Origin of the sequence: Acidicapsa dinghuensis (genome assembly GCF_025685685.1) — a bacterium.
GTDB classification, from domain to species: domain Bacteria; phylum Acidobacteriota; class Terriglobia; order Terriglobales; family Acidobacteriaceae; genus Acidicapsa; species Acidicapsa dinghuensis.
Genome location: NZ_JAGSYH010000005.1, coordinates 340,707 through 366,642 on the forward strand (window position 1 = coordinate 340,707; position 25,936 = coordinate 366,642).

A 25,936-nucleotide genomic window follows, 5' to 3' on the forward strand; every position below is an offset into this window, starting at 1 on the left:
AGCACTCCACGGAATCTGCCTGACGCTCCGTGCACGCGCCTGACAGTCGTGTGCGAATCCAGCTTCTTCGGAGAAATCTCTCGTATGAGCAGCGCATGGAAACGTCTTTCCGCAGCCAGTCTTTGCCTATGTTTTGTCGGTACAGCTTCCCTGGCGCAAAACACTGTTGATCCTCTGAAGAAGGGCTTTGAAGATCCACCGCAATCCGCACGCCCCCGCGTCTGGTGGCACTGGATGAACGGCAACATCACCAAGGAAGGCATCCAGCTCGATCTCGAATGGATGCACCGCATCGGCCTCGCCGGCTACCAGAACTTCGACGCTGCACTGCAAACACCTCAGGTCGTTAAGAAGCGCCTCGCCTACATGACGCCTGAATGGAAAGACGCCTTCAAGTACGCCATCACGCTCGGTGACAAATTCGACATGGAAATGGCGATTGCCGGCTCACCAGGTTGGAGCGAATCCGGTGGCCCGTGGGTACCCGGCAAAGCTGGCATGAAGAAGTATGTCTGGAGCGAGACAGAAGTCGAGGGTGGCAAGCCATTCAGCGGCACGCTGTCTCATCCACCTTCCGACACAGGTGCGTTCCAGGACGAAAGCATCCACGACGATCTCGGCAATCCTGGCGAATCGAAACTCCCACAGTACTACGCCGACGCAGCCGTCATTGCCTTCAGGCGCCCATCAGCCGATGCTTCCACAGAAGAGCTGCACGCCAAGATAACCTCCAGTGGCAATGAAATCGACGAAAAATTGCTTACCGATGGCGACCTCGAAAAAACCACCGGAATCCCGATTCCAGCGGAACACCAGATCTCGTGGATTCAATATGAATTCCCCAAACCTCAATCAATTCAGGCCGTAACTTTCGCTACGAAAGACCTTGGAGAAATTCAAGCAATCGTTGCGGGCACCTCCTCGCCTGAAAAAAATCTTGAGGCCAGCGACGATGGGCAAACCTGGCATCTTGTCGCAAAGCTCGAAGATACAAATGCACCCGAACATACAATCTCCTTTCCCGCGGTAACAGCAAAGTATTTCCGTGTCACCTTCAGGCGCACTCCGCCGCCGCCCATACCCGCCTGGGCTCAAGGCATTGATCCTTCCTCCTTCGGCATCAAACTGCCGCCAAAACCTACTACCTATGAGATTGCCGAGCTAGTCCTGCATCCAGGCCCACGCGTCAATCACTGGCAGGAAAAAGCAGCCTTCGTTCCAGTGCCTGATCTCTATCACGCTGCTACGCCACACATTGATTCCAACGAAGCCATCTCTCCTTCGAACGTAATCGATCTCACCTCGAAGATGGATAAAGACGGGCATCTCGACTGGACTCCTCCACCCGGCAACTGGGTCATTCTTCGCTTTGGCTATTCTCTGCTCGGCATCACAAATCACCCCGCGACCGCAGAGGCCACTGGTCTTGAAGTCGACAAGATGAACCGTGGCTACGTAAAGGACTACTTCGAAAAGTACCTCGACAGCTACAAAGAAACAGTCGGCGCCGATGAGATGGGCAAGCGCGGCATTCAGTACGTTATCAATGACAGTTGGGAAGCTGGCTCGCAGAACTGGACCGACGATATGATCGCGGGGTTCAAGCGTCTGCGCGGCTATGATCCTGCTCCCTTCATGCCGGTGCTCACAGGCCGCGTCGTTGAGAGTGCAGAAGCCAGCGACCGATTCCTTTGGGACTTCCGCAAGACCATCGCCGACCTCATCTCGACGGAACACTACGGCCAGCTAGAGGAGACATTACATGAACGCGGCATGGGCCATTATGGCGAGTCGCACGAAGGCGGCCGTGCATTCGTCGCCGACGGTATGGAGGTCAAAAAATACAACGAAGTCCCCATGAGCGCCATGTGGACTCAATCTCCCGGCGTAAACAACATCACCTACGGATACAACGCCGATGATCGCGAATCTGCCTCCGTCGCTCACATTTATGGTCAAAACATCGCCGCTGCCGAATCGATGACCGCAGCCGCAGCACCATGGGCCTGGTCGCCCGCAACGCTCAAGCCCACCGCCGACCAGGAATTCCTCAACGGCATCAATCGATTCGTCATTCACGAGTCTGCCCATCAGCCGCTCGTGGCGCCACACACTGCACCTGGCCTCACGCTGGGGCCATTCGGCCAGTGGTTCAACCGCAATGAAACCTGGGCAGAACAGGCAAAGTCATGGATCAGCTATCTCGCCCGCACCAGCTACCTGCTACAGCAGGGCCATTTCGGTGCAGACCTGATCTATTTCTATGGCGAAGACTCGAACCTCACTGCCATCTTCGACCGCAGCGCACCTGATATCCCAGCAGGTTATGGTTTCGATTACATCAATGCCGACGCACTCATTCATGAGCTCTCCGTCAACGGCGACGGGATTACAACCAAGAGCGGCATGAACTACAAGCTGCTCGCGCTCGATCCCTACAGCCGCCACATGTCTCTGCCAGTCCTACGCGCCATTCACAAACTCGTGGAAGAGGGTGCAACCGTAGCTGGCCCCAAACCAATCGATGATCCCAGCCAAGCAGACAATCAGGGAGAATTCCATCAACTCAGCGAAGAACTGTTCGGCGACGGTACCGGAGTCCATACCGTCGGTAAGGGCAAAGTCTACGCTGGCGAAAAACTCCGCGATGTCTTCGACTCCATGAACCTCTCTCCCGATTTCGACTACGACAAAGCAGACGCCAATCAGCCATTGCTCTTCGTTCATCGCAAGCTCGCCGATGGCGATGTCTACTTCGTGGACAATCGTGGAGACAAACCTCAATCCGTCGATGCAACCTTCCGTATCACCGGTAAAACACCTGAACTCTGGTATGCCGAATCTGGAGCGACCAGACCAACCTCATACCGAATCGCCGATGGCCGTACCACTGTGCCGCTCGACCTTGAACCCTGGGGCACCGTCTTTGTTGTCTTCCGCAAACCCGCGCATCAAGAGGCGCTCACACTACCTGCCGTTGCGGAAACCAAAATAGGCGATATTTCCGGGCCATGGACCATTGCATTCAAGCATGATATGGGTGCGCCTGACTCCATCACACTCGATCAACTCGCCTCATGGAGCGATAACTCTGACGCAGGCGTCAAGTATTACTCCGGTATCGGCACTTACACCAAGAGCATCCAGGCGCCAGCCAGTTGGTTTGCCAAAGGCGATCACCTTTATCTCGACCTGGGCAATGTGAAGAATCTCGCTGAAGTCACTGTCAATGGCAAAGACCTCGGTGTCGTGTGGCACACACCCTATCGCGTCGACGTCACCGGCATCCTCAAACCAGGAGCCAACCAGCTCAACATCAAAGTCATCAACGCATGGGTCAACCGTCTCATCGGCGATCAGCAACCAGGCGCAACAAAGTACACGTACGCCGATGTAAAGCCATACAAAGCCAACTCGCCGCTTCTGCCCTCAGGCCTGCTTGGACCAGTCACCGTGGTGCGAGCCGAAACCTCGAAGTAATCAACCACCCGGCATGCCACGGATGATCCTGCGGTATGCCTTCTTTTTATGCCGACCCAATGAACAGGCGAGCTGTACTCCAATCCATTACGGCACTCGCTACAGCCACAGCAGTTTTGCCGCTATCTGCCGCAAAACAATCCATGCCTGCCATCGACTCTCACATTCATCTATTCGATCCCACACGCCCTGGCGGCGTTCCATGGCCAACGCATGACGACACAGTACTCTACAAACCTGCTTTACCCGCTCGTTATGAGCATCTGGTTCAACCTCATGGCATCATCGGAGCCATCGCCGTGGAAGCCAGTCCATGGCTCATCGATAACTTCTGGCTTCGTGATACCTGCGAAAGCAATCCGCTTCTCCTCGGCTTCATCGGCAATCTTCTTCCTGAATCTCCCGACTTCGCCGCGACACTCGATCATCTCCACCGCAGCCCACTCTTTCTGGGCATTCGCTATGGCAATCTCTGGAACCGCAATATCCTTGCTGCATCTTCAAATTCCGCTTTCATTCACGGCCTGAAGACACTTGCACAAGCTGATCTGGTCCTCGAAACCGCCAACCCCGATGCAGACCTGCTCGCCGCTGTTGTGCGTATCTCTGATCAGGTTCCGAATCTCCGCATCGTTCTCGATCACCTGCCCAATGCAACCATTCCCGCTGACGCAGTAAGACGCTCTGAATACAGCACAAATCTCCGCGAGCTAGCACATCGTCCGCAGATCTATGTCAAAGGCTCCGAAATCATCCATCGCATTGGCAGCGAAATCCCGCTTGATCTCTCCGCATATAAAGACAGCCTCGATCAACTCTGGGATCTTTTTGGCGAAGACCGCATTTACTTCGGCAGCGACTGGCCAAACAGCGACTCTTTAGCGACATACGATCAGGTCTTCCATCTCGCACAAAGCTACATCGCCACACGCAGTGAAGCAGCACAGCAGAAATATTTCTGGAGAAACTCCCACAGCGTATATCGCTGGAATGCACTCACTACCGCGCAGCAGTGTCTGCTCAACGCTTCTTGAACCACGAGGATTCGCATGCCGCGCCGCTGTCCACCTGCTGCACCCCGCATTCGCACTCATCGAAAACCTTTGCCTTTGTACAGCAGCACCAAATACCGTACAGAATTGTCGAGCATTGGAGAGATACATGAAGCTACAGCAGAGTCCAAGACGCAAAGCATGTGTAGTGATCGCATTCATGTTGACATGCATAATGGCTGCGTTCGGACAGGAAAAGCCAAAACTCCACATCGATTGGAACAAGACGCTGATTGTTTCCCGTTCCACGCCTACGCTACAAGTCGTCACCAATCCCATGCTCAATCCTGGCGCGCCAATCCACGATGGCTCCTTCAGCGCCCTCAAAGACCTCGGCGCTGACTATGTTCGCTATGTACCCTGGCTCCCTTACCCCAAAATCGCGGTCGCCGAGTTGGATCCACCTACGAAAGACAAAACTTCGTGGGACTTCACCTACATCGACCCTGTCACCAAGGACTTCCTCAACGCAACCTCAGGTCACTCCACCGTCATCAACTTCAGCACCATTCCAGCGTGGATGTTCAAGACCGACAAACCTGTTCAATACCCGGCAGACCCCAACGAGGTCTTTTGGAATTACACGCAAGGCACACAACTGCGTGATCCGTCAGGCAAAGAGCTCGGCGATTACTTTGCACGGCTCGTAAGCTGGTACACACGGGGCGGCTTCACTGACGAAAACGGCAAACACCACGAGTCCGGCTATCATTACACCTTTCCCTACTGGGAAGTCCTGAACGAAGTCGAAGCCGAACACAGCACTACTCCCGAGGACTATACTCTTCGCTACGATGCCATCGTCTCGGCAATTCACAAAGTCAGCCCCAATACCAAGTTCATGGGCCTCGCGCTAGCCGCCCCAAGAGACAACCCGAGATTCTTCGAATACTTCCTCGACCATAAGCACCATAAACCCGGTATCCCGCTCGACTACATTTCTTTTCACTTCTATGCCACACCGGAAGAGGGCGAAGACCTCAACACATGGCAGTACAGCTTCTTCGATCAGGCCGACGGATTTCTCTCCGCTACGCGTTACATCCTTGCTATCCGCGACCGTCTTTCATCAGAAACCAAAATCGACACGGACGAGCTTGGCGTCATTCTTCCCAACGACAACGCCGAATCCTCCGACGCGCGCCTAACCTTCAACCGCATCCCGCAGCGCTATTGGAATGCCGCAGGCGCTCTCTATGCCTATCTATACGTTGAGCTGGCACAGCTAGGCGTCGATGTCATCGGTGAATCACAGCTCGTTGGTTATCCGTCACAATACCCAAGCGTCTCCATGATCAACTTCAAGACTGGCAAGCCCAACGCGCGCTACTGGGTGCTCAGGATGATCAAGGACAACTTCCACCCCGGCGACAAACTCGTAGCAAGCGACTCCAATACTGCAGACGTCATCGCCCAGGGCTTCGATACGCCACAAGGCAGGAAGGTTATGCTCATCAACAAGAGCAACAGCGAGAAAACCGTCGCGCTTAACTTTGACTTCGAGAACGCCTCTTCACTTACCATCGATGAGCAGACCGGAGACGACGCGCCACGTACGGGTAAGGCCAGTGGCCAACTCACACTTGCTCCGTACGCGGTAACCATTCTCACTGCCAGGCAATAGCGAATCGAGCGCTGCATGTCAGATTCACAGTTAAACGTTGCCCTGTACGGTATTGGCCTCGAAGCATACTGGCCGCAATTCGCCGGTCTCAAAGAACGCCTCGAAGGCTATTTGCGCGAAGCCGCGCATCACGTTGAAAAATGCGGTGCTTCCATCGTGTCGTTGAATCTCGTCGGCACTCCGCAAATGAGCCGCGAAGCCGGTGACCGATGCCGTGCCACCAACGCCGATCTGCTCATCATCTACATCACTACCTACGCGCTCTCCAATACCGTTCTGCCCATGGTGCAACGCGCCGGTATCCCAGTCCTGCTGCTCAATCTGCAGCCTACCGCAGCCATCGACTACGCAGCTTTCAACCAGCTCCCAGACCGTACCGCAATGACCGGCGAGTGGCTCGCATACTGCTCCGCATGTCCAGTCCCTGAAATCACCAATGTTCTCACTCGCGCCGACATTCCCTTTCATCAGATCATCGGCATTCTCAACGACACAGCAACTTGGCATGAAGTAAGCGAGTGGATAGCAGCTGCTCGTGTCAAGAAGCTCCTCACCAACAACCGCCTGGGACTACTCGGGCACTACTACAGCGGCATGCTCGACATCGTCACCGATCTCACGCAGGTCTCCATCACCTTCGGCACACATATCGAGCACTTGGAAGTCGATGAACTCAGCGCCCTCCGCTCTGAAGTGACCGAAGTAGAGATAGAGCGATGCATCGCCACATTTCACAATGACTTCGATATCCAACCCGACTGCACTGCTGAAGAGCTAGCCCGAGCAGCTCGCACTTCGATAGCGCTCGACCGCTTCGTTGGCAAACACGATCTGCATTCACTCGCTTACTACTACAAAGGCAGCGGCATCCCAGCCAACGAAGACACCATGAGCTCCATCATCCTTGGCACTTCCCTGCTCACCGCGCGCGGCATCCCTGTCGCAGGCGAGTACGAGGTCAAGAATGCACTGGCCATGAAGATCATCGACAGCTTCGGCGCTGGCGGTTCCTTCACCGAGTACTACGCCATCGACTTCGTGCGGGACCACGTGCTTATGGGCCACGACGGCCCCGGTCATATCGCCATTGCCGAAACCAAAACCAAGGTTCGCCCGCTCACCGTTTATCACGGCAAAGTTGGCCGCGGCCTTTCCGTAGAGATGTCGGTCAAGCACGGCCCCGTAACCTTGCTTTCCGTTGCCGAAGACCGTACGCACGGCTTCAAATTCGTCATCGCGCAGGGTCAGTCTGTTCCTGGACAAACACTCCACATTGGCAACACCAACAGCCATTACGCATTCCCCATCGGCGCAAAGTCTTTTGTAGAGTCCTGGAACGAGCAAGGTCCCGCCCATCACTGCGCCGTCGGCATCGGACACATCGCAGGCAAGCTAAGCAAGCTGGCCCGCCTGCTTCAAATCCCCTTCGTCCAGATCTGCTAAATTCTCCTTGTTTAACCGCAGACACTGCGGTTAAGGCAGATAAAAAACCTCCTGCATAAACGGAAATCGCTCTCCATCGCGCGTCTCCTGCACAGGCAGAAAGTATGCGCTCATTGCCTGCTGCCATCTTGCATTCACCGGATCGGCTTCTATCCTGTCCCACACGGTGTTGAAATCATCTTCCATACGCATTGACAGTACAAGCAGCTCGTCGCGTCGAAAGATCGAATATTCCGAAATGCCCGCCCGCTTCAACAGCGCAAGCATCTCCGGCCATACCGCGGCATGATCGCGATCATAATCCGGCCCTGTTCTGGGCTTCAGTCGCAGAAGAAATGCAATCCTGCGCATACATCCTCCAATCCCAATGCGTCTGCTGCGCGATATATCTGCTCAGCAACTCCACGAACAACGTTTTGTAGGCTCCGAAAAGAGTATCGGCAAATTTCCCAGTGACAACCCTAAGCTTTTCAGGCATTCGCAACGTCCTACAATGAAGACATACAACGTCTGTCGACCACTCAACCCTCGCTAATACCAATCGCAATGTTATTTCCTCATTGAACTCCGAATGAGGCTCTAATCTTCACCTAGTTGAGTGGATTTTATAGACAGAACCTCCAACATTGTGAAGCGTGCGTACGTTTCCGATGTTCTTTTCGCCCTGATACAAAAGCGCCATAACGTACACGCATAAGTTCCCAATCGCAACAAATTACATTAGACAATCAGACTCGCTCTGCTCTAGCATTCTTATGCAACCCTGCGTTTTGCTTCTGTCTTGCCTACTCTGAACTGTGCAAGCGCATCACCAGGTTGGCAGCATCCGAAGTTGCGCAGGAGCGCTCATGCACTCAGTCTCATCCATACAAGAAAATGCGTTCCAGGCACTGGATTCCTTTCAGATCGAGATTCCCTCGTGGGGCTTCGCCAACACCGGCACACGCTTCGGCAAATTTCTCCAGCCTGCCGCCGCATCGACCCTCGAAGAAAAATTTTCCGATGCCGGCATGGTGCACAAGCTCACCGGCATCACTCCGACGATGGCATTGCATGTTCTGTGGGATCTTCCCAACGGTCTCTCCGATGCGGCGACCATAAAGACTCTCGAAAAGCAGTACAACATCGCTTCCGGATCCATCAATCCCAACCTTTTTCAGGATCAGGAGTACAAATTCGGCTCCTTATGCAACCCATCTGCTGAGATACGCGGGAAAGCCTTTGCGCACCTGCTCGACTCCGTAGCTATCGCTCGCGAACTAGGCTCACGCGACATCTCCCTCTGGATGCCTGACGGCTCCAATTACCCCGGCACACAAAGCATGCGCAGGCGTATCGAGTGGCTTGAAGAAGCCCTCCAGCGCACCCACGCCGCACTCGCGCCAAATCAGCGCCTGCTCATCGAATACAAGCCCTTCGAGCCTGCCTTCTATCACACCGACATTGCAGACTGGGGCATGGCTGCCCATCTTGCCATGCACACTGGCCCGCAGGCCGTTGTTCTCGTCGACACCGGCCATCACTACGCCGCGCAGAACATCGAGCAGATCGTGACCTGGCTCCTGCACCTCAATCTTCTCGGTGGCTTCCACTTCAATGACCGGCGTTATGCCGACGACGATCTCACACTCGGATCTATCGACCCCTACCAGATATTCCGCATCTTCCACGAGATTCATCTCTCTGGCCCAAAGGCCCTCCTGCAGACCGCCTTCATGATCGATCAAAGCCACAATCTCAAAGGCAAGATGGAGGCAATGATCCAAACTGTTGCCACCGCGCAGGAACTATGGCTCAAAGCCGCACTCGTCGATCGTGAAGCACTCGCGAAACTTCAGACTTCCTGCGACCTCATTTCATCTGAAGAACTCTTCCGCGACGCCTTTTGGACAGACGTGCGCCCGCTCGTGCGCGAATGGCGTCGCTTGCGCGGCCTGCCCGAAGACCCACTCGCTGCTCTGAAAGAAAGTGGCTATGTCGATCGCATTGCCCGCGAACGAGGTGGAAAGTTGGCAGCCGTGAGCTCCTATGCATAGGATGGTTAACTAAGCTGTCATATTCACCGGCTGCCAAGGGAGGACCGCCAGTTTGGCGAAACCGAAGATCAAGCGCCTCTACCTGATTCCCATTCTCTCCAAGGCATTGGATGTTCTGGAGCTATTAGAAAAGCAGAATGGTCCGATCGCCCTTGAAGAGGTATATCAACAAACCAGCATCTCCAAGACTAGCGTTTATCGCATTCTCAAAACACTCGTACACCGCGGCTACGTAGCCCAGACTCAAACCGGCGAATACCGGCTCGTTTCACGTCCACGCCGGCTGCGTTTCGGCTTCGCTGCGCAAAGCGCCGAGATGCCTTTCTCAGTCGCCGTGGCTACCAGCGTCGCTGCTGCTGCTGCTGCCGCAGGCGTCGAATTGATCCAGCTCGACAACCGGTATGACCCCGACATTGCCGTCCACAACGCCGAAGAATTCGTCCGCCAGCGCGTCGATCTCGTCCTGGAATTTCAGGTCGAGGAACACGTAGCGCCTCACGTCGCCCACATCTTCAAGAAAGCTGAAATCCCTCTCGTCGCCATCGACGTTCCTCATCCCAACGCCACTTATTTCGGCGTCGACAACTTTGAGGTCGGTTACGAAGCCGGCATGGTGCTCAGCCAATATGCACGCAATCAATGGAAAGGCAAGGTTGATTGGATATTAGGCATAGGTTTCTCTGAAGCCGGCAGCTTCGTGCAAAGCCGCATTACCGGCGCCTTCGAAGGCATCCGCGAGCGCCTCGACCAGACTCCCGCAGAGCGATTCCTGCGCCTGGAAGGCCGCGGTATGCGCCAGGCCAGCGCTCTCGCTGTATCTGAATTCCTGCGCAATCACCGCAAAGGCCAGCGCATCCTCGTCGCCGCATCCACTGACTCGAGCGCCCTCGGCGTGCTCGACGCCGCACGTCAGGCCGGCCGCGAACAGGAGTTTGCCATTGTCGGCCAGGACTGTATCCCGGAGGTTCTCGACGAGATGCGCAGCGGCAAATCAGCCATCATCGGCTCTATCTCACACGGAGCGGAAAGCTATGGCCCGCGTCTCATCCAGATCGGCATTGCGCTCCTGCGTGGACACATCGTTCCGCCATACAACTACGTGCGCCATCATGTAGTCACGCCAGACAGCCTCGCCGAAAGCGAAGCCTGACCTCTGCCGCAGTGTCCCCCAGGTCTCGATTCTGAGACCTGGGAACAGATTCACGCTCCAGCACGAACCGTTATTGTCCCCTATTCCCCGCTCTCTGCGGGAAACCGCCCCTTTTGGTTTGTCCATCAAATGACATTTCGCAAACAACTTTTTCCCTCCCGTGTGGAACGATGAATCTCGATATCATTGCTCCGGCAAACAGCACCGTGGATCGAGAATCAGGATGTTTGGCGCAATCAATTCCGGCTTGAAAAAATACACACCGGCGCTTCAGCGACACTCAAGCACAGCATTGATTGGATCGGGCTTCCATTGCCGAAGATGCTTTGGGAAAAACCGGTATGGACGCATTCCCGCCTGTGGAATCATGTGCTATGGGACGAGAGCGTTCTACAGTGGATCAACAGACACTTGAAATCTGGCGATGTCTTTTCCGATGCGGGAGCGCATCAGGGATGGCTCTCTGTAGCCGCTGCAAGACAGACGGGACGGAGCGGCAAAGTAGTAGCCTTTGAGCCGTCACCAGTGTTGCTCCGTTTCTTGCGTTTCCACAAGCAGGTGAACCGCCTCACACAGATGGAGATCGTCTCCAAGGCTGTCACCAGGGAGGACTCAGCAGTCACCCCATTCATACTCGAGGGCGATGGCGATTCTGCCATGAACTCGCTGGTCGAAATCGAGGAGATGGAAAACGGACCAAGAGGCTAAACCGTTATCCAGGTCGAAGGCATCACCCTCGATTCCTACTCGAAGCAGAGCGGACTCGTGCCCCGCCTGATCAAGATCGACACCGTGGGTTCGGAGATATGGGTTTGTGAAGGAGCAAAACGCCTTTTGACCCAAAATCAATCAGCACTCATCATCGCGACCCACCCTAAATGGCTTCCAAACGGTCAAAAAATAGAGGATCTGTTTGAGCTCCTGAGCAGTTGTGGGTACCACGTGGCCTCGTCAGATAATCTGCGATACAAAGCGGCAGATTTTCGAGACTATCTCTTTCTGGCGAAGTAACCTGCTCGGTGGGTGGCCCGTGCTCGTCTTCTTCATCTGCTAACTGCTACAACTCCCAGAGTGCCCCATCCTTTCTACGTTCTTTGTTGTCGAGCTCTAGGAGATGCTTTACAAAACATCTCCGGACATACTTTACAGTTTGACGGGATTGCTTTTAGGTTGAATGATCCAGTGCTCGACAATTGTCGAGCGTGAAACATAGCACAACAGGCATAATCTCCCCGCGACTCTTCGGTCCAGGCATAAACACTCATAATTCCACGTAAATCGATCGCTAACTGAGCCAGTAAGTTGCGGGAATTTTCGCTTGACATAGCCTCGCGGCTCTCATCAGCCTCAGACAGAATGTTCCACGAGGAACATTGCTCTACGTAGAGCAAAATCCGTGATCAGGGCCGCGCTCTGATAACCTGCCGCAACAAATTGCACCACGTGGAGCAATTTCAACCGCATGATCCAGCCACGATCCCATATTTCCGCCAAAGGGTGAACCCGCGAGGAATTCAGCAGTTACGGGTGAATCGCGAGGTAGTTCCCATACCCCACAATCACCGTCGAGCCGATCAGCGTAAGCAGTGTCAGATAAACCAGCGACTTCGTCCGCCGGCTCACACCATGCCACTCTTTCAGCGCCACGCCCCACAACGTGCTGAAGATAATGATGCTCGCCATGTGCAGCGTCCAGCTTGAAAACTTGTATCGCCCCATCTGCGTCTCGCCCATCGTGTAGAAGAAGAACTGCATGTACCACGTCGCCCCGGCCAGCGCAGAGAAAAGATAATTTACGGTGATCGAAGGCTTGCCGCCCGTGAGCGACTTCGCTTCAATCGCCATCTCAGTGGAAGCCGCATCAACCGCATTCTCCAGCCGTGGATGCTCACCGGCCGCGGTCTCTGCTGCACCTTCTGGAATCCGTAGATACTCGCCAAACGTCTTATTGCGCGTACTCAGAATCATGCACCACACAAAGTTCGTGACGAACCCGCCCATCAATACCACCACCAGCACCGGCAATCCCTGCCACATCGTGCTCGTGCCATACTTCAGCGTCAATTCCTTGATCGGCGTGCCCGCATCCAGTCCAAACGCAAAGCACGAGCTCATGATCCCGCAGAAAGTCGCCACCGCCAGCCCAAGCTTCAGGTTGAACTCCTCAATGCTCGCGAGCTTCTGCTGCTCCGGCAGCTCCTTCTCTTTCGAAATACCCGCCGCCCCGGCAAACAGGATGCCCAGCACGCAGATTCCCACGCCAACGAGGATGATGATCCCAGACCGCTGTGTCAGTAGCTGCCCAAACTGCCCATGAAAGATCGGCGGTACCAGCGTCCCAAAAACCGCCGTATACCCCAGCGCCACTGCCATCCCCAGCGACAGCCCCAGGTACCGCATCGTCAGCCCAAACGTAAGCCCGCCAAATCCCCATAGAAGCCCAAAAAAGAAGGGCCAGAACATAGCCGATCCGGGCGCCTCATGCAGCACAGCAAGCAAATGCTGCGACAGCAAACTGGCCATCAGCCACGGCATGACGATCCAGCTCACCACGCCGCCGGCCAACCAATAGATCTCCCATGACCAACCGCGAACCTTCTTATAAGGCACATAAAAACTGGCTGATGCCAGACCGCCCAGCCAGTGCAGAAAAACTCCCAGTAACGGATTCGCGCCCAAGCTTCCTCCCGACCGATTCGCGCCGCGCTTGTAATCTATGAGACGAAGAGGCGCAAAGGAAATCTCCGCTCTGCGATCCCATCTGTGGGAGAGCCTGAAATGCACGAATCTCCCTAATGAAATATCTTTTCTTTCGGAAACCTACGCAATCGCCAACACACTTGTCAAAGCAATTCTCGCGATGGCTGATGAAAGGAAGACGAGCAATCCTGAGCCGCAAGAGTTAGCTTGCCGTTGATATTCTGACCCTTCTAATACGTTTCACCGACGACCACTTCTGAATGCATCCTGCACACATCATCCTGGGTATCATCGTCGCTCTCAGCATCGCGTTCATGCTCGTGCGTCCACGCGGGATCGCCGAAATCTGGTGGGTTGGCAGCGGTGCGATTGCTCTCGTTGTTTTCCGCCTCATCCCGCTGCGCCTGGCAGGCAGCGCCATCGCCGAGGGAACAGATGTTTATCTCTTTCTCATCGGCATGATGCTGCTCTCAGAGCTGGCCCGCGAACACGGGGTCTTTGACTGGCTCTCCTCGGTCGCCGCACATCACTCACGCAGATCAGCCTCGCGTCTCTTCACCCTTATCTATCTCATTGGCATCGCCGTCACTGCTCTGCTCTCTAACGATGCCACGGCTGTCGTCCTGACTCCTGCCGTCCTCGCCGCCGTACGTAAAACTCGCGTCTCGCCATTACCTTATCTCTTCGCCTGCGCGCTTATCGCTAATGCTGCATCTTTCATTCTGCCCATCTCAAACCCTGCAAATCTGGTCGTATACGACAGATCTATCCCGCCGTTGGCACACTGGCTTCTTGCCTTTGCCGCGCCATCCATCGTTTCCATAGTTATCACCTATTGGACTCTGCGTTATCTCTTCAAAAAGGAATTGGCTGAAACCACCGACCCTGAAAGTGAAAGCGAGACCACAAACGATTCGCTCTCACCATCTGGCAAGCTCGTTCTCCTCAGTATTGCGCTTACCGCAGTTATTCTTATCACTGCGTCCAGCCTGGGCAAAGATCTCGGCCTGCCCACCTGCCTCTGCGCCGTGGCGTTCACTGCCTTCCTGTCCCTACGCACGCGCACCAGCCCCACCAGACTGTTGCGTGAAATCAGTTGGAGCACCATCGCTCTCGTTGCAGCGCTCTTCATCCTGGTCCGCGCCGTCGAAACCATCGGAGCATTGCACATGTCTCAGGCCGCGCTGCTCTGGGCAGTTCATCAAAATGAGTGGATCGGAGCCCTGGTTGCAAGCTTCGCGGTTGGCATCGCCAACAACATCGTCAACAACCTGCCTCTCGGACTCATCGCCGGCTCTGCGGTTCGCTCAACTCATACCAGCGGCCTGCTGGCTCTATCGGTGCTGATCGGCATTGATCTCGGCCCCAACCTATCCGTCACAGGATCGCTCGCGACGATCCTCTGGCTCATCGCCCTGCGCCGCGAACAGCAACACGTTACCTTCTGGAGCTTCCTGCGCATTGGCGTCATAGCAATGCCTCTCGCTCTGTTTGGAGCGATAGGCACAGCCTTGCTTACGCACATGCTTCTTGGTGGATAGCGTTACATCCGCGCCGTCCGTCGCCGTGTCAGCTCGTAATACACTACCGGCGTCACCACAAGTGACAGTACAACTGACAGAAGCACACCGCCAATCACCGCTATGGCCAGTGGCTGCAGCATCTGTGAGCCGGAACCGATCGCAAATGCAAGCGGTAACATGCCACAGATAGCTGCAATCGCCGTCATCACAATCGGCCTGAGTCTTCGTTGCGCTGCCTGTCGCATCGCCTCTCGCGGATCAGCCCCCAACCTGCGCAGCTTCTCGTCCGCATCCAGCAACAAGATGCCATTTTTTGCCACAATGCCAATCACCATAATCAGTCCGATAAAGCTCGCAACATTAAACGTAGTCTTCGTAACCAGCAATGCCAGCACCACACCCGCAATCGACAACACCGAGCTAGTCAGAATCGCCACTGGCGCGGAGAAGTTCCGAAACTCCGCCAGCAGCACACCAAACACCAGCACCAGCGCCATCAGCAGCACACGCAATAGCTCACGAAATGACTTCTGCTGCTCCTCATACGTCCCGCCATACTGCACACGAACATTCGAAGGCAGATGCAAGCTATCGACGGTCGCTCGTACCTTCGCCATTGCCGTCCCCAGGTCGCTGCCCTCAAGCCGCCCTGTCACAGCAATCATTTGCTGCAAGTTCTCCCTGCGAATCTCGTTTTGTGGTGGCAGTTGTGTGATCTTTGCTATTGCGTCAAGCGTTGCTGTATGCCCACTCGATGAGTTGAAGACCGTATTCGCGATCGCATCAAGCGATGCTCGGTTCTCATCAGGCAGCCGAATCCGTATCGTATAGGGTCTTCCGTTCACAATCATCGGATCAGGAATCGGCAGCCCATCCAGTATCGATGTCGCGTCTTCGGCGATCTCCTGTGTGGTAAACCCATATTGCGCCGCCAGCACCGGGCTTATCTCGAAATTCGTCGCCGGACCACTGATCGTATTGTCAATTCCGTTCTCCGTATCTACCACACCTGGAATCTTGTTAATCGCATCCTGCACTCGCGGCCCAAGCTGGTTCAATAGATTCTGATCATCGCAGATGAGCTTGACCTGAATAGGTTCCGGCGAATTCGAAAGATCGCCGATCATATCCTGCAACACCTGCGTAAACTCAACATCCAGCTCCGGCTCAGTCTTCTTGATCTCATCGCGTACATCCGCCATCACATCATCAATTGCTCGTGAGCGCTTGCTCTTCAGCTTCACCGTAAAGTCGCCCGTGTTGGCTTCTGTCACTGCCGCCAGCCCCATTTGCAGCCCCGTACGGCGTGAGGTAATTTCCACCTCCGGCGTGTCGCGCAATATCTGCTCCACGTGCTGCAGCACGCGATTCGTCTCCGTCAGCGAACTCCCCGCTGGCATGATGTAATCCAGAACAAATCCGCCCTCATCCATCTCCGGCAACAAATCTGAGCCCAGTTGCGTGTACGTGAAGTACCCGCCAATCACAAGCACTCCGCAAGCAACCGCAAGCACGACCGGATTTCGCAGCGAAAAGTCCAGTGCCTTTGAATGCACCGCCAATATCCTGGTCATGAACTTACCGGCCGAGTGTACATGCAGGGCATCCACGTCTTCAAGATCACGCGCGACCTCCTCGCCCTTCTCTTCACCCGGCAACGCAATCGCCAGCGCAGGAGTCCACGTAAGCGCCAGCAGCAGAGACGTCAGCAAAGCGGCTGTCATCGTCACCGCCAGCGCGCGAAAGAAACTGCCCGTCACTCCCGTTACTGCGATCAACGGCAGAAACACCACCACCGGCGTGATCGTTGAGCCAATCAAAGGTGTCGTAATCTCACCGAGCGCCTGGCGCACCGCGCCAACACGCGACTGGCCCGACTCGCGATGCACGGCGATGTTTTCCACCACTACGATCGCGTCATCAATCACCAACCCAATCGCAGCAGCCAGTCCGCCCAGTGTCATCAGATTAAAGCTCTGCCCAATCGCCCACAGAAAGAGAATCGTAATCGCAACTGTAACTGGAATCACCAGTCCCGCAATCAGCGACGAGCGCCAGTCGTGCAGAAAGAGAAACAGGATCACGCAAGCAAGTACAAGGCCAATCAAAATCGCGTCGCGCACCGAACTGATCGAATCCCGCACCAGTTGCGATTGATCGTAAAACGGCGTCAACCTCACACCATCCGGCAGCGTCTTCTGTAAACGCGCTACCTCCTGCGCAACAGCATCCGCTACCTGCACCGTGTTCGATGAAATCTGCCGCGCAATATTCAACAGCACAGCCGGCTTGCCGTTTGCTGTAACCGTGGTGTAGACAGGCATCACTCCAGGCTCAACCGTTGCCACATCCGCCACTCGAATCGGCGCACCACCCGCCGTCGTCTTAATCGTCAGATTCGCTAGTTCGTCGACACTATGCGCCTGCGCGCCAATAAGCCCCAGTACAAGCTGGTGATCGCTCTCATACAAGCCCGGCGAATCGATAATGTCCGCCGCCTGCACAGCGTTCTGCAGATCCAGCATCGTAATGCCCGTCGCCTGCAGCCGCGCCAGATTCGGAATGATGTGGAACTCCGGCACCTTGCCACCCTGCACCACCACTGTGCTCACACCATCCACGCGATTCAGCGGCGGCTTAAGCTCGTACGTAGCCAGATCCCAAAGCTCCGTCTGCGAAACCGTCTTCGCTCCACGATCATCCGCTGTTAGTGCATAGCCCAAAATTGGAAACGTCGCAAACGTTAGCCTGTTCGTAGTGATACGTGCCGACGCCGGCAGCGTCTGTTGCACCTTGGCAAGCGCCGCATCCGTCAGCTGCAGCGTCGTCACCATATCAACGTTCCAGTTGAAAAACAGGCTTACTTCCGCCGATCCGCGGCTCGTGATACTGCGCACCGTCATCAGCCCTGGCACCGAATTGACCGCATCCTCAATCGGCTTGGTGATCGTCACCTGCATCTGCTCTACGGGCATGACGCCGTTATCCACGCCAATCACTACACGCGGAAAATTCGTGTCCGGAAACACCGCGATCGGCACCTGCAACGCGGCGTAGATGCCCGCAATCGTCAGTGCGGTAAGGAAGAAGAAAATCGGCGTGGAAAGCCGCTTGAGCCAGAACGGCTTCTCGGCCAATGGCATCACCGCAAGGCTCATTTGTCGTCTCCACCTGCGGCTTTGTCATCGTCGCCCTTATCAGGCGCACCAATCTTCACCTTCGTGCCCTCATCCAGGCCAAATCCCCCGGCAGTCACCACCATGTCCTTCGATGTAATGCCCGAAAGAATCTGCGTTTGATCCTCGGTCTGGACACCAACAGTCACCGGCCGTTTCTTCACCGTGCTGTCTCCACCGATCACCAACACATATTTACCGGCCGCACCTTCTGCCCCACCTGCGCTCGAGAGAATCGCCGACGTTGGTACCAGCAGCGCGTTCGGAACCTCGCGACCAGTCATTGTCACCTGCACCGGCGTGCCTGCTTTCAATTGGTTCTTCGGATTCTCGATCCGAACCCAGACTTCAATCGTCGTGCTTCCAGCATCCAGCGCCGGACTAATCAATGCAATCTTCGCCGGAACCTCTTTATCCGCACCCTGAACTTGCAGACTCGCTTCGCCGCCCACCTTCAATTGCTGTGCAAGCAACTGCGCAACATGCACCTTCGCAATTAGCGCCGATGTATCCATAACCGTAATCACTGGCGTTCCCGCTGTCGCAGTTTCGCCCGCAAACAATGGTCGATCCGTCACATATCCACTGATCGGGCTGTGAATCTCTGTGTAGCTCAACTGCGCCTTTGCGCCTTCAAACTTTCCCTTTGCTGATTGAAGCTGTCCTTTTGCGGATTCTAGTGCCGCCTGATTGCTCGTCTTCTGCACCGCTTCAAAATGCTGCTTTGCGAGGTCATATGCAGACTGCGCCTGCACCAGCGCCGCCTTTGCCGTATCAAGATCACGCCCCGGAATAGCCCCCTGCGCAAACAACTGTGTGCGAGCTTTCACGATCGTTTCGCTGAGATCGAAATTCGCCTTCGCCTGCGCAAGATCAAGTTGTGCCCGCGTGTAGTCTTCAGGAACAGTCGCCTTAGTTGCGGTCTGATAGGACGCTTCTGCCGATGTGTAGGCACCCTCATTGTCCATCGCCGCAGCGGAGAGATCTCGATTCTCCAGCACCACCAGCAATTGTCCCTGTTTCACCTTGTCGCCGCGCTGCACAACGAATTTCTCCACTGGCGCCGTCACCTTCGGCTCAATCGCCGCCTGAGCCAGCGGAGACAACGTCGCATCCGCATGGATCTCCGCGGCAATCTCACCAACTTTGGGCGTCGCAGCTTCCACTGCCGCAACAGCAGCCGGTGTCTCCTCTGCCTTCTTGCACCCAGCCATTGCCAGCATCACGCACGCCAGCGCCACACCAGTCATCGATTGCATCTTCCATGCCTTCATCAGTTCGTTCCCGTGGGCCCTTGCTCAGTCAAGCTCTGGCCTGTCAGCAGTTGTAGATTGGCAATCGCCGCTTCATATCGCGTCATGCCGTCTTCTTGGGCGTTCTCCTGCGCTGCCACTGTCGTCTGCGCATCCACCACTTCCAGCACTGTTGCCTCGCCAGCTGTATAGCGCAACCGCGCCAGCCGCAGGCTTTCGCGCGCCATATCAACACTCTTCGCAAGGGACCCCAATTGATCTCGCGCCACCGTTGCCTCTGCATACGCCGTGTCCAGGTCGGCGATCAATCGCTTCTGCGTATCCGTCAGCGTCACACGCGCCACATCTCTCTGCGCCTCTTTTTGCTGCACACGATGGTGGGTCGCCAGCCAGTCCCACACCGGAATATCCAGCGTCGCCGTGGCTTCGTAGCCGAGGTTCCGAGTACCATCCGGCGCATGCACCGCAAACTGCGGCGCATCGATACCATACGCATACTGCAGCGACAGATCCGGCAAATACGCGGCTCGTGCGCCCTGCACATCCAGATTTGCTGCCTTCAGCGATGCCAGCGCGCTCTTAAGCTCCGCGTTGTTCTGTGCCGCCAGCTGCTGAATATCTTCTTTGCTTATCAGTGGCGCCGGCATCGCAAACGCGGTCAACCGAAACTTCGTCCGCGGATCCGGATACACCAACACTGCAAGTTCCAGCTTTGCTCGATCGCTATCCAGCCGCGCATTTGCAAGTTCCCGCTCACGGCCCTGCTGTTCCAGCTGTGCCTTCACCACATCGGCATGAGCCACTTCGCGCGCTTCTTCCCGCTTTTGTGTATTTGAAGTGAAGTCGGCAGCCTCATTGGCCGCCCGTTGCGCTATGTCGACTTTGCGATCAGCGGCCTGGCTTCCGTAGTACAGGCTCACAACCGTGGCCACCAGCCCGCGTCGTGCAATCTCAAGCTCGGCATTCGCTACCGTAGCTGCAGCGGTAGCATGCGCCAGAGTATTGAATCCCTGCACACCGATCGTCTCCGTCACTGTACCCTGACTCGTATATTCGTGCACGGAGTTGTTCGCAATGAATCGCGGTGTTCCTGCCGACGCTGCCTGGCCGGCGCTCGCATTTGCGGAGCCAGTAGCTCCCTGGGCCCCTTCGGTATACAGATACTGGTTGTGGTACACCACGCCGGGCAACAGCGCTGACCTAGCAATCGAGCGATCCAGCATAGCTGTCTTATTCGCTGCCACTGCGGCCGCAAACGCCGGTTGATTCTTTTCCGCTTTTGCAATTGCATCTGCAAGCGTCAGCAATGGTTCAGTGTCGCCGTTCGCAGCATTTGCACTTTGCGGCGAAACAACGACCTCGGCTTTCTGTGCCTGCGGAGTAACCGTTGTGCTGGTCTGCGCTCTCGCAGCCAGCACAGCGCTAAACACTCCTGCACTAAGCATCACTGCTCTTCCAAATGCCATCCATTTTGAATAGTGGGTGACAGCCATTAAGCCGTCACCCATCAGCAACTGTTTCTTCATTGACCCGCCACAACCACCGTGAACGTATTCGGCAACACCGAAGGACGAGGCCTCGGATTATTCGCAGTCGCAGCAGGCCGCGGACCAAACTGTGCAGTGACCAGATACACCTTGCCTGTCGCTGCATCAAGAGCCATCGTACGTGCGCGCGGCTCCGTTGTAAGCGTCTGCACAACGTTGTACTGACTGTTGCTCGCATCCACTACCGTCAACGTGCCTTCCCCATTCGACGAAAACGCCAGCTTCGTCTTCGGATCATACGCAGCCGCGTCCGGACCATCTCCAATCGCAGGCGTCGCGATCACCTTGCCGCTCTCATAATCCACCACAGCCATCACTTTGCCGTCACACACGGAAAATAACCGGTGCCCGCTACGATCGATCGCCATACCCGAGGGTGATTCGCACTTGCCCAACGACCACGTCGCCGTCACCTTGGGACTCTTCGCATCCAGACGCACAATCTCGTTCTTATCCTCGATGTTGTCGTAGACATTTCCTTTGCCATCCGCGGTCGGAAACTCCGGCTTCCCCGGCAGCGCCACCGTTGCAATTACCTTGCGCGATGCCGTATCGATCACCGTCACATCTTTGCTGCGCCCATTGAAGGCCCACACCGTCTTCGTTACCGGCTCAAACACAATGCCATCCGGATTCGTCCCGGCAGGCACCGTGCCCACCGTCTGCAAGCTCTGCCGGTCAAAGATCACCACCTGGTTGGCGCCTCCATCGCTGATGTATCCGAACTTTCCGTCCGCATCCAGCGCCACGCCATGTGTTCCCTTCAATCCCGTGATGGCCCCCACCGGCTTCCCAACTTCCAGGTCAATCACCTCAACGCGCTGGCCATGCGTCACATACAAACGATGCGCACTCGAGTCCGCGAGCAGATAATCCCATCCGCCCTCGCCGCCGATCGTCCACTTCGCTTCGACCTTGTAACTCTTCTGCGCCTGTGCTGAATAGACGGGCAACAGCAGAGTCGCGACGACACCGCACGCAGCGGCCCAGCCTGACATCGAATGCATCCTCGGAAGTTTCATGATTCCCTTTCTTTGCGGACACGCCTTGCGCCGCTCAACTTAACCTCGCATACGCCACCTTAAGGCAGCATGAAGAAGCACGCAAAAGATGAGTTAGTCTCCCAACATCTCAGCAACCCCCGACGCCATGGGAATCCTCACCGAGACACATGTTCCCACCCCAATCTTGCTCTCAATTTTTATCCCGCCCCGCGCGCGCACCACGATTGCCTTACAGATCGCCAATCCAAGCCCAGTACCTCCACTATGTCTACTCCGGGAAGGATCGCCTCGCGAGAATCTTTCAAACACATATGGCAGCTCAGTCTCCCCTATTCCATCGCCATGGTCCTGAAACTCGAAAATCGCGGAACTTTCCTCTTCGCGAACCTGCACCCTGACCTCAGACCCGCTTGCACTATGCTGGATCGCATTCATCAGCACATTCCTACAGAACAACTTGAATTGCTCCGGCTCAATAGCAATCGCCTGCTGTGTAACGGTATTCGCGCTGCCTTCATCAAGCTCTATCCTCACCTGCTTCAACTCGGCCATCATCGCAAGCTCGTCTATCACCTCGCGTAGCAATGAAATGCCTTCTGCAACAGCGGCCTTCCCCTGCAATGGCGCCTGCTCAATCCGAGCCAGAGTCAGCATCTGAGCCACCATTGCCTCCATGCGTTCGCAATCGCCGAGTGCGCGCTCCAGTCCAGCGATGTATTCCGTCTGACTGCGCGGCTTCATTCCAAGCAGCTGCAACGAAGACTTCACCAGTGCCACGCCCGTCTTCAACTCGTGTGCCGCATCGCCGACAAACCTCTGCTGCTCTTCAAATGCCTCCCTAAGTCTCCTCAGTACAGCCTGCATCGCCTCCGTCAGAGGAGCGAGCTCTCTTGTTGCCTGCGCCGTCGGAGGTGGTTCAAACTCCCACGCATTTACCGTCACCCGCGATGCAGCTCCAGCCAGTTCAAGCAGTGGCCTCAGTCCGCGATGCAGCAGCCATAACATCAGCAGCGCGGTCAGAGCCATCACCACGACACTGCTCACCGCATAAAAACTTACAGACTGCAGCACCGCATCCCACACACGATCCATCTGCGCACCATACACGATGCTGACGGTCCGCTTCACACCGCCGCCCTTTTCTCCTGGATCAACTACGCGATAGCCCGAGATGCGAATCATCCCATAATGCCGCCCACGCAGATTCGCACCAAAGTGCTCCTCGCCGTCTGGTCCATGTCCATGCCGATGTCCTCCTCGATCGAGTTTCTCGACGCTGCCCAATCCTGTCCAGTTCTCAGATCGTCCTACCAGGCGTCCGCTATCATCACGCACTTCGTACACGTCGTCCGGTGGCGCACTCAACTGCGAGCCATCCAGCATCACATTGTCGCCGGGATCTTCCGCATCCTGTACCGCACCCAGAATCGAATCGGCACGCCCGCGAAGCAGCACATCAAAGGCGCGAAAGTGCGTGTGACGTTCATACAGGAAAGCAGCAGTCGTCACACAGAGAGCCGCTGCCAGCTCTACAACCAGAACCATGCCAATCAACCGGCGAACGATCGAATACGGCTTCATGCAGTTCGCCCGCCCGGCAACAACAGTCGATAGCCACGCCCGCGCAGCGTCTCAATCCGGTCCTGCCCGCCAATCCGCTTGCGCAGATTCGACACATGCACCTCGATCACATTCGAATGATGCTCCCAGTTATAGTCATACAGATGCTCCAGCAACTCCTGCTTCGAAACCACCGCGCGCGGCCTGTGCATCAGGTATTCGAGTATCCGGTACTCCATCCGTGACAATACTACGGGCTGCCCCGCAAGAGTGACAGTCTGCTCCAGCGTATTGACCTCAATATCGCCTTCCCGTAGCGTCGGATGCGCTGCTCCCTTGCCTCGCCGGATCAAAGCTTTAGCCCGCGCCAACAGTTCGCCCAGATCAAACGGTTTGCTCAGATAATCATCTGCGCCCGCATTCAGCAAGTTGATTTTCGATACCGTCTCCGAACGTGCCGTCAGAATCAGCACCGGCGTATTCACCGCGCCGGAACGCATGCGCTTCAGTACGCTCGCGCCATCCATCTTCGGCAACATCAGATCCAGCACAATCAGGTCATAACATCGCTCTGCAGCAAGCGCCGCGCCGGTCTCTCCATCTTCCACGCAATCCACCGCGTAACCTGGGCCCTCGCGAAACGCCGCCGCGATGTTTTCTGCCAACCGGGTTTCGTCCTCAACCACCAGAACGCGCATGCGGCAATTATCGGCCACGACAGCTTAAGTCAGCCTGAAGACTCGGAATTTATCAAAAGAACCGTCACAAAAATAAAAGCGCGGCTACGAAAGCAGCCGCGCTTCAAAATCAATCCTTCTGGTTCTCAGAAAGGCATACGAGCTGTAAAAATCAACAGGTGATTGTTCGCATGAAATGAAGTGACTGCTATCTCTTCACCCGCACCAAACGTCAACCCAAGCCGTCCCGGTTTGCCGCTTGCATCGTGCCTCAGCGGAATGCGCCCGATAATCATCCCCGGCGTAGCATAGGTCGTCACCTTGCCGTCATTCGCTCCGCCCTTGAAGAAGCTCGAATTCAGCTCAACCTCCGGCCAGAAAAACCGCGCCGGCCCCTCTTTCGCCAGCCTGTACTGCGCCACATTGTTCCACGCAATCGTGTGCCCCAGCCCCTTGGCATTCGTAATCGGCAGCGACCCGCCGGCCGTCGTCGTCAGATCAAAATTGCCCCAGCCCTTACCCATCGCCAGCGTCGGAGTCACCACCGCGCAGCAGCTTCCATTGCCGTTCTTGCCCGTCGGAATCGAGGCCGCGAAAAACGCAGTAATAATCGCATTCCCACGCTCCTCATTGCGGGCGAAAAAACGATATTTCGAGTTGAACGAAACATCGCCAAACCCGTCATTCGATCCCGGCGCATCATGGCTGATAAACGGTGGCACATTGAACAGCAGCTCAATATGTCTCTCCGGGATAATCTCCAGCCCCTTACCGTTTCCGTAGTTCCACGTATCCACCAGCTTCGTATTCGTCTGTCTCAAAAAATCCGCACGAAACTCCTGTTCCAGTCTCGGCGTCACCGTCACCAGCGGAGTAATCCAATGTGGCTGTTCCGCCTGCGTTGCGCTCACCCGCCCTTCGTACCGTTGCCACCAGCTACCGTCCTGAGCGTATGCGCTGTGGCTAACAAATCCTAATGCCCCAAGCACGGCAAGAGAGAACGTAAATAGTCTCCGCCGCGATGACACACGGCGCTTATTGAAACGGCAAAGCGAATCAAGACTCATCATCTGACGATTCTAAACGAATCTAAATGTCGTTTCATAACGATTACGTTTTTCCTGCTTGCGTATTCGCGTTCGCGCTTTCGAGATCTTGTATCAGAACCTCATCAAACCGTTGTACATTGTCTTGAGGCGCGATCCCTGTCCGATTGACTCTATGGACACGCCGTTAGTGCTCCACTCGATTAAAGAGGTCCAGCATGACCGAAGCAGATCTGCTCCTCAAGCCCCGCGAAGCCGCGGCAGCCCTCGGCGTCAGCTACGCCACCCTCAAGCAATGGATCCTCGCCGGCAAGCTCGTTACCACAAAGACCCCCGGCGGCCATCACCGCATCCCGCAAAGCTCTATCGCCCCGCTCCTCAAGTCTTCGCCGTCCAAGCCCAAAATTCAATCCCGCGAACGCTTCCGCACAGTTAGCGGCCGCAACCAGCTCGTCGGCAAAATCATCGATGTCAAAATCAGCGGGCTGCTCGCCAAGGTCGTCCTCTCCATCGGCGATCAGCAGATCACCAGCATCATCACCGCCGACGCGGCTCGCGAAATGCAGTTGCGCAAAGGCCAGACCGCTGCCGCCCTGATGAAGTCCACCGAAGTCATGATCGAGCGCGTCTGAACGCTGCCCGCAACTATCGTTTCTTCTGCTAAA

At 55.8% G+C, this 25,936-nt stretch carries 19 protein-coding genes; 10 read left to right on the top strand and 9 right to left on the bottom strand.

Translation table 11 applies throughout. The annotated features are described in order from the left end of the window. The first annotated feature begins 84 nt into the window (after nt 1-84). The 4 genes from OHL22_RS16330 to OHL22_RS16345 all read left to right on the top strand — a co-directional run bounded on the left by OHL22_RS16330 (nt 85) and on the right by OHL22_RS16345 (nt 7,599). Entirely contained in the window at nt 85-3,480 is a 3,396-nt protein-coding gene (locus tag OHL22_RS16330) for a glycosyl hydrolase (RefSeq protein WP_263339620.1), read from the top strand. Nucleotides 3,481-3,515: 35 nt separating this feature from the next. Next, nucleotides 3,516-4,514, top strand: coding sequence for an amidohydrolase family protein (locus tag OHL22_RS16335; protein ID WP_263339623.1), 999 nt, complete (start codon nt 3,516-3,518; stop codon nt 4,512-4,514). A 178-nt stretch (nt 4,515-4,692) separates the two neighbouring features. After that, nucleotides 4,693-6,156 carry a glycosyl hydrolase family 39 gene (locus OHL22_RS16340; protein ID WP_263339625.1) on the top strand — a complete coding sequence of 488 codons (1,464 nt, stop codon included), beginning with the start codon at nt 4,693-4,695 and terminating at the stop codon, nt 6,154-6,156. A gap of 15 nt (nt 6,157-6,171) precedes the next feature. After that, nucleotides 6,172-7,599, top strand: a complete 1,428-nt coding sequence (locus tag OHL22_RS16345) for an L-arabinose isomerase family protein (RefSeq protein ID WP_263339628.1) — start codon at nt 6,172-6,174, stop codon at nt 7,597-7,599. A gap of 30 nt (nt 7,600-7,629) precedes the next feature. On the opposite strand, the gene OHL22_RS16350 is transcribed toward OHL22_RS16345, so the two are convergent. Continuing rightward, a complete protein-coding gene (locus OHL22_RS16350) occupies nt 7,630-7,950 on the bottom strand; it encodes an L-rhamnose mutarotase (protein WP_263339631.1) in 321 nt (106 codons plus the stop codon). Nucleotides 7,951-8,447: 497 nt separating this feature from the next. Here OHL22_RS16350 and OHL22_RS16355 point away from each other — a divergent pair, with 497 nt between their 5' ends. The 4 genes from OHL22_RS16355 to OHL22_RS25100 all read left to right on the top strand — a co-directional run bounded on the left by OHL22_RS16355 (nt 8,448) and on the right by OHL22_RS25100 (nt 11,796). After that, on the top strand, nt 8,448-9,635 hold the full coding sequence (locus tag OHL22_RS16355) for a TIM barrel protein (RefSeq protein WP_263339633.1): 1,188 nt from the start codon (nt 8,448-8,450) through the stop codon (nt 9,633-9,635). A gap of 52 nt (nt 9,636-9,687) precedes the next feature. Next, nucleotides 9,688-10,785: a substrate-binding domain-containing protein gene (locus tag OHL22_RS16360; RefSeq protein ID WP_263339635.1), complete on the top strand. Its 1,098-nt coding sequence runs from the start codon at nt 9,688-9,690 to the stop codon at nt 10,783-10,785. A gap of 411 nt (nt 10,786-11,196) precedes the next feature. Further along, nucleotides 11,197-11,493 (top strand): FkbM family methyltransferase, encoded by a 297-nt coding sequence (locus tag OHL22_RS16365; protein ID WP_263339637.1) that lies wholly within the window; start codon nt 11,197-11,199, stop codon nt 11,491-11,493. Between the two features lie 6 nt (nt 11,494-11,499). Continuing rightward, the gene (locus tag OHL22_RS25100; protein WP_377819602.1) at nt 11,500-11,796 is read left to right on the top strand and encodes an FkbM family methyltransferase; all 297 of its coding nucleotides are present in this window, start codon (nt 11,500-11,502) and stop codon (nt 11,794-11,796) included. 510 nt (nt 11,797-12,306) lie between these two features. Here OHL22_RS25100 and rhaT read toward each other — a convergent pair. Next, entirely contained in the window at nt 12,307-13,464 is a 1,158-nt protein-coding gene (gene rhaT, locus OHL22_RS16370; RefSeq protein WP_263339640.1) for an L-rhamnose/proton symporter RhaT, read from the bottom strand. A 281-nt stretch (nt 13,465-13,745) separates the two neighbouring features. Here rhaT and OHL22_RS16375 point away from each other — a divergent pair, with 281 nt between their 5' ends. Continuing rightward, nucleotides 13,746-15,026: an arsenic transporter gene (locus OHL22_RS16375; protein WP_263339642.1), complete on the top strand. Its 1,281-nt coding sequence runs from the start codon at nt 13,746-13,748 to the stop codon at nt 15,024-15,026. Between the two features lie 2 nt (nt 15,027-15,028). Here the strand turns inward: OHL22_RS16375 and OHL22_RS16380 are convergent, their stop codons facing one another. The 7 genes from OHL22_RS16380 to OHL22_RS16410 form a co-directional block, all read right to left on the bottom strand. Then, complete coding sequence (locus OHL22_RS16380) at nt 15,029-18,166, bottom strand: efflux RND transporter permease subunit (RefSeq protein ID WP_263339645.1); 3,138 nt, start codon at nt 18,164-18,166, stop codon at nt 15,029-15,031. Further along, nucleotides 18,163-19,458, bottom strand: a complete 1,296-nt coding sequence (locus OHL22_RS16385) for an efflux RND transporter periplasmic adaptor subunit (RefSeq protein WP_263339648.1) — start codon at nt 19,456-19,458, stop codon at nt 18,163-18,165. The genes OHL22_RS16380 and OHL22_RS16385 overlap by 4 nt, the downstream gene beginning before the upstream one ends. Further along, the gene (locus tag OHL22_RS16390; protein ID WP_263339651.1) at nt 19,458-20,963 is read right to left on the bottom strand and encodes a TolC family protein; all 1,506 of its coding nucleotides are present in this window, start codon (nt 20,961-20,963) and stop codon (nt 19,458-19,460) included. The genes OHL22_RS16385 and OHL22_RS16390 overlap by 1 nt, the downstream gene beginning before the upstream one ends. Then, nucleotides 20,960-21,982: a YncE family protein gene (locus OHL22_RS16395; RefSeq protein WP_263339654.1), complete on the bottom strand. Its 1,023-nt coding sequence runs from the start codon at nt 21,980-21,982 to the stop codon at nt 20,960-20,962. The genes OHL22_RS16390 and OHL22_RS16395 overlap by 4 nt, the downstream gene beginning before the upstream one ends. A gap of 117 nt (nt 21,983-22,099) precedes the next feature. Continuing rightward, nucleotides 22,100-23,569 (bottom strand): sensor histidine kinase, encoded by a 1,470-nt coding sequence (locus OHL22_RS16400; RefSeq protein WP_263339656.1) that lies wholly within the window; start codon nt 23,567-23,569, stop codon nt 22,100-22,102. After that, nucleotides 23,566-24,246: a response regulator transcription factor gene (locus OHL22_RS16405; RefSeq protein WP_263339659.1), complete on the bottom strand. Its 681-nt coding sequence runs from the start codon at nt 24,244-24,246 to the stop codon at nt 23,566-23,568. Before OHL22_RS16405 ends, OHL22_RS16400 begins: the two co-directional genes overlap by 4 nt. Nucleotides 24,247-24,371: 125 nt before the next feature. Then, nucleotides 24,372-25,136 (bottom strand): hypothetical protein, encoded by a 765-nt coding sequence (locus OHL22_RS16410; protein WP_263339661.1) that lies wholly within the window; start codon nt 25,134-25,136, stop codon nt 24,372-24,374. A gap of 353 nt (nt 25,137-25,489) precedes the next feature. On the opposite strand from OHL22_RS16410, the gene OHL22_RS16415 reads away from it, so the two are divergent. Continuing rightward, entirely contained in the window at nt 25,490-25,903 is a 414-nt protein-coding gene (locus OHL22_RS16415; protein ID WP_263339664.1) for a TOBE domain-containing protein, read from the top strand. The last annotated feature ends 33 nt before the right edge of the window (nt 25,904-25,936 follow it).

Coding starts and splice junctions, on each gene's coding strand:
- OHL22_RS16380 (WP_263339645.1), bottom strand. CDS start 18,166: ATGAGCCTTGCGGTGATGCCATTGGCCGAGAAGCCGTTCTGGCTCAAG.
- OHL22_RS16405 (WP_263339659.1), bottom strand. CDS start 24,246: ATGCGCGTTCTGGTGGTTGAGGACGAAACCCGGTTGGCAGAAAACATC.
- OHL22_RS16385 (WP_263339648.1), bottom strand. CDS start 19,458: ATGAAGGCATGGAAGATGCAATCGATGACTGGTGTGGCGCTGGCGTGC.
- OHL22_RS16340 (WP_263339625.1), top strand. CDS start 4,693: ATGTTGACATGCATAATGGCTGCGTTCGGACAGGAAAAGCCAAAACTC.
- OHL22_RS16415 (WP_263339664.1), top strand. CDS start 25,490: ATGACCGAAGCAGATCTGCTCCTCAAGCCCCGCGAAGCCGCGGCAGCC.
- OHL22_RS16400 (WP_263339656.1), bottom strand. CDS start 23,569: ATGAAGCCGTATTCGATCGTTCGCCGGTTGATTGGCATGGTTCTGGTT.
- OHL22_RS16335 (WP_263339623.1), top strand. CDS start 3,516: ATGCCTTCTTTTTATGCCGACCCAATGAACAGGCGAGCTGTACTCCAA.
- OHL22_RS16395 (WP_263339654.1), bottom strand. CDS start 21,982: ATGTCAGGCTGGGCCGCTGCGTGCGGTGTCGTCGCGACTCTGCTGTTG.
- OHL22_RS16375 (WP_263339642.1), top strand. CDS start 13,746: ATGCATCCTGCACACATCATCCTGGGTATCATCGTCGCTCTCAGCATC.
- OHL22_RS16390 (WP_263339651.1), bottom strand. CDS start 20,963: ATGAAGAAACAGTTGCTGATGGGTGACGGCTTAATGGCTGTCACCCAC.
- OHL22_RS16345 (WP_263339628.1), top strand. CDS start 6,172: ATGTCAGATTCACAGTTAAACGTTGCCCTGTACGGTATTGGCCTCGAA.
- OHL22_RS16355 (WP_263339633.1), top strand. CDS start 8,448: ATGCACTCAGTCTCATCCATACAAGAAAATGCGTTCCAGGCACTGGAT.
- OHL22_RS16330 (WP_263339620.1), top strand. CDS start 85: ATGAGCAGCGCATGGAAACGTCTTTCCGCAGCCAGTCTTTGCCTATGT.
- OHL22_RS16350 (WP_263339631.1), bottom strand. CDS start 7,950: ATGCGCAGGATTGCATTTCTTCTGCGACTGAAGCCCAGAACAGGGCCG.